The following is a 4116-nucleotide window of genomic DNA, read 5'->3' as shown; positions in this document are numbered from 1 at the left end:
CCGTGAAATGGCAACGCAATTGCTTGAAGAAGGGTTTAAATACAGCGATGATTCCTATAAAACCATGTTTATCAAAAAGCACTCCATCGCCGTGGTGGATCGTGATGAAAAGGGAAATATTATCTATCTCAAAGATGAAAATGGGGAACCTATAGAAAACAGTCGTGGACAAAATATACCTCAGTCGCATTATTTAACGGCTGAAGAGAAGAAGCACCTACAAGCCGGTTCTGATGGTAAGGTTCATGTCTCTTTTAATGGCATTTTCACGCCACCAACTGAGGGAGGTGTTTATGCAGTGCAACATGCAGACAATCGAAATGAACCGCTTTATTTTGTTGTCTTCCCACAAGGAGACACGATTGTATCAGAACTGATGGTAGCAGGCTATCAGAAGTTTCTGGAAAATGACTTCTTTGGCTTAACCAATTCAACACAGGAGGTACAGGATCTGCTAAAGAACTATGGGAATACAGGGCTGGAACTTTACGCTCATAGCCGTGGCGGTATGACAGTTTATAATGCCCTGAATTCTTTAGGACAACAAGGGATAAGCAATATAGCAGGCAACACAACTGTCAATCTTTATGCACCCGCTTCTAATGTTGCAGCAGTAGCAGATAAGTTAAACAAGCTAAATAATGGCAAACAAACCACGGTTGGCTTTGATGGGCATAGATATGACTTTGTAAGCCGAGTGATCGGCGGTAATGGCTATACCTACCAGACAGTGCCTACCGGCAGTAACAGTTGGAAAGAGGCATACAAAATGTTCACAGATCCTTACAATGCCCACACTTGTCTTGGAGATGGGGGCCATATGTGTAGAGTGCGCTATGGCATATCCCATCGAGTACAAATTGATTCAAGGAGAAAGAAATGAAACAAATCTTAAAATTATTGAGTGGAATAGCTTTGTTAAGTATCGCTGGATGTCAATTTAATAAACCTCCCTTAGGATATTTGGCTGCATGGGAGAAGCCAGGAGCGGACTTTACTGAGGTAGGAAAAGCATTGTTAGAATGTGGCATGCCAACTCCCTTTGATAAAGATCCAGAAAGTATAAAGATAAGCAACAATGCATTAGCAACAATTTATGCTTGCATGATCCAAGATGGTTTCCGTTATAAAGATAAAGAGGTATCGAGTATAGGGGGACCGTGTTATACTTTTAGAGAGGAAAACCTTCCCATTTGTCAGCCTGGCGCTGTTATCCCGAGGCGCAGTGTCAAGAAGCGCTTAAATAGCCCGTTTTGTAAACAGTATAAAAATAGTCGTAAATGCCAGCCTTAAGTCTTGCTGCATTTGAAGAGCAACAATCCCCCTTCCTTGCTTTTGCTTGGAAGGGTGGTTTTTTGCTCATTCCACCATCAACAATGGCAGCATCATCTTGACAGATGAAGCAGGGCAAAAGACCTTGACAGGGCAAAATGGGGAACAAACAATCGCCTCCCTTAACCGTGACACCGCTACAGCTCATCAAGTTGTAGAAGCGCTTGATGGTGGCAGGCTGGAACAAATCGTCCATGAGAACCGTGAAATGGCAACGCAATTGCTTGAAGAAGGGTTTAAATACAGCGATGATTCCTATAAAACCATGTTTATCAAAAAGCACTCCATCGCCGTGGTGGATCGTGATGAAAAGGGAAATATTATCTATTTAACAGATGAAAATGGGAAACCTATAAAAGACAGTCGTGGACAAAAAATACCTCAGTCGCATTATTTAACGGCTGAGGAGAAGAAGCACCTACAAGCCGGTTCTGATGGTAAGGTTCATGTCTCTTTTAATGGCATTTTCACGCCACCAACTGAGGGGGGTGTTTATGCAGTGCAACATGCAGACAATCGAAATGAACCGCTCTATTTTGTTGTCTTCCCACAAGGAGACACGGTTGTGTCAGAACTGATGGTAGCAGGCTATCAGAAGTTTCTGGAAAATGACTTCTTTGGCTTAACCAATTCAACACAGGAGGTACAGGATCTGCTAAAGAACTATGGGAATACAGGGCTGGAACTTTACGCTCATAGCCGTGGCGGTATGACAGTTTATAATGCCCTGAATTCTTTAGGACAACAAGGGATAAGCAATATAGCAGGCAACACAACTGTCAATCTTTATGCACCCGCTTCTAATGCTGCAGCAGTGGCAGATAAGTTAAACAAGCTAAATAATGGCAAACAAACCACGGTCGGTTTTGATGGGCATAGATATGACTTTGTAAGCCGAGTGATCGGCGGTAATGGCTATACCTACCAGACAGTGCCTACCGGTAGTAACAATTGGAAAGAGGCATGGGAAATGTTTACAAATCCCGACAATGTCCATACTTGTCTTAGAGATGGGAATGTTAATTGTATCGCTATGTATAGTTCATCTCATCGAGTACAAATTGATTCAAGGAGAAAAAAATGAAACAAATCTTAAAATTATTGAGTGGAATAGCTTTGTTAAGTATCGCTGGATGTCAATTTAATAAACCTCCCTCAGGATATTTGGCTGCATGGGAGAAGCCTGGAGCGGACTTTACTGAGATAGGAAAAGCATTGTTAGAATGTGGCATGCCAACTCCTTATGATGTCGATCCAGAAAATAAAAAGCTAAGCAACAATACATATGCAACAATTTATGCTTGCATGATCCAAGATGGTTTCCGTTATAAAAATAAAGATGGGAATTGGTGTGAGAACTATAAATCTGAAAACCTTCCCATTTGTCAGCCTGGCGCTGTTATCCCGAGGCGCAGTGTCAAGAAGCGTTTAAATAGCCCGTTTTGTAAACAGAATCCAAAAGAATATGAGTGCTATCCTTAAGTGTTTCTGCGTTTGAAGAGCAACATTCCCCTTCCTTGCTTTTGCTTGGAAGGGTGGTTTTTTTGCTCATTCCACCATCAGTAATGGCAGCATCATTTTGACAGATGAAGCAGGGCAAAATACCCTGACAGGGCAAAATGGGGAACAAACAATCGCCTCCCTTAACCGTGACACGGCTACAGCTCATGAAGCTGTAGAAGCGCTTGATGGTGGCAGGCTGGAACAAATCGTCCATGAGAACCGTGAAATGGCGACGCAATTGCTTGAAGAAGGGTTTAAATACAGCGATGATTCCTATAAAACCATGTTTATCAAAAAGCACTCCATCGCCGTGGTGGATCGTGATGAAAAGGGAAATATTATCTATTTAACAGATGAAAATGGGAAACCTATAAAAGACAGTCGTGGACAAAAAATACCTCAGTCGCATTATTTAACGGCTGAGGAGAAGAAGCACCTACAAGCCGGTTCTGATGGTAAGGTTCATGTCTCTTTTAATGGCATTTTCACGCCACCAACTGAGGGAGGTGTTTATGCAGTGCAACATGCAGACAATCAAAATGAACCGCTTTATTTTGTTGTCTTCCCACAAGGAGACACAGCTGTATCAGAACTGATGGTAGCAGGCTATCAGAAGTTTCTGGAAAATGACTTCTTTGGCTTAACCAATTCAACACAGGAGGTACAGGATCTGCTAAAGAACTATGGGAATACAGGGCTGGAACTTTACGCTCATAGCCGTGGCGGTATGACAGTTTATAATGCCCTGAATTCTTTAGGACAACAAGGGATAAGCAATATAGCAGGCAACACAACTGTCAATCTTTATGCACCCGCTTCTAATGCTGCAGCAGTAGCAGATAAGTTAAACAGGCTAAATAATGGCAAACAAACCACGGTCGGTTTTGATGGGCATAGATATGACTTTGTAAGCCGAGTGATCGGCGGTAATGGCTATACCTACCAAACAGTGCCTACCGGTAGTAACAATTGGAAAGAGGCATACAAAATGTTCACAGATCCTAACAGTGTCCACAATTGTCTTGGAGATGCCAGTGATATATGTGGAAGACTTTATGGTTCATCTCATCGAGTACAAATTGATTCAAGGAGGAAAAAATGAAACAAATCTTAAGATTATTGAGTGCTATAGCTCTATTAAGTATCGCTGGATGTTCTTTAGGTAGGCCTGCCACATCATCTATAGGAATGTGGGAGAAGCCTGGAGCAGACTTTACTGAGATAGGAAAAGCACTGTTAGAATGTGGCATGCCAACTCCTTATGATGTCGATCCAGAAAAT

4 protein-coding genes and 2 pseudogenes are annotated in these 4116 nt (G+C 42.2%); all 6 read left to right on the top strand.

From position 1 onward, the window contains the following. Positions 1–883: pseudogene (locus J7R05_RS06795) on the top strand (hemagglutinin repeat-containing protein); the annotation flags it as partial. Then, positions 880–1293: a hypothetical protein gene (locus J7R05_RS06790; protein WP_208541716.1), complete on the top strand. Its 414-nt coding sequence runs from the start codon at positions 880–882 to the stop codon at positions 1291–1293. The pseudogene J7R05_RS06795 and the gene J7R05_RS06790, both read left to right, overlap by 4 nt. 97 nt (positions 1294–1390) lie before the next feature. Continuing rightward, positions 1391–2416, top strand: a complete 1026-nt coding sequence (locus J7R05_RS06785) for a filamentous hemagglutinin (protein ID WP_343070535.1) — start codon at positions 1391–1393, stop codon at positions 2414–2416. Further along, entirely contained in the window at positions 2413–2814 is a 402-nt protein-coding gene (locus J7R05_RS06780) for a hypothetical protein (protein WP_208541715.1), read from the top strand. The genes J7R05_RS06785 and J7R05_RS06780 overlap by 4 nt, the downstream gene beginning before the upstream one ends. A 97-nt stretch (positions 2815–2911) precedes the next feature. Next, positions 2912–3937: a filamentous hemagglutinin gene (locus tag J7R05_RS06775; RefSeq protein ID WP_343070533.1), complete on the top strand. Its 1026-nt coding sequence runs from the start codon at positions 2912–2914 to the stop codon at positions 3935–3937. Then, positions 3934–4116, top strand: a pseudogene (locus J7R05_RS06770) (hypothetical protein); the annotation flags it as partial. The gene J7R05_RS06775 and the pseudogene J7R05_RS06770, both read left to right, overlap by 4 nt.

Origin of the sequence: Bartonella capreoli (assembly GCF_902813205.1) — a bacterium.
GTDB lineage: Bacteria > Pseudomonadota > Alphaproteobacteria > Rhizobiales > Rhizobiaceae > Bartonella > Bartonella schoenbuchensis.
Note: the sequence above shows the minus strand (reverse complement) of the source record. Positions and strands in the feature narration are given on the sequence as shown.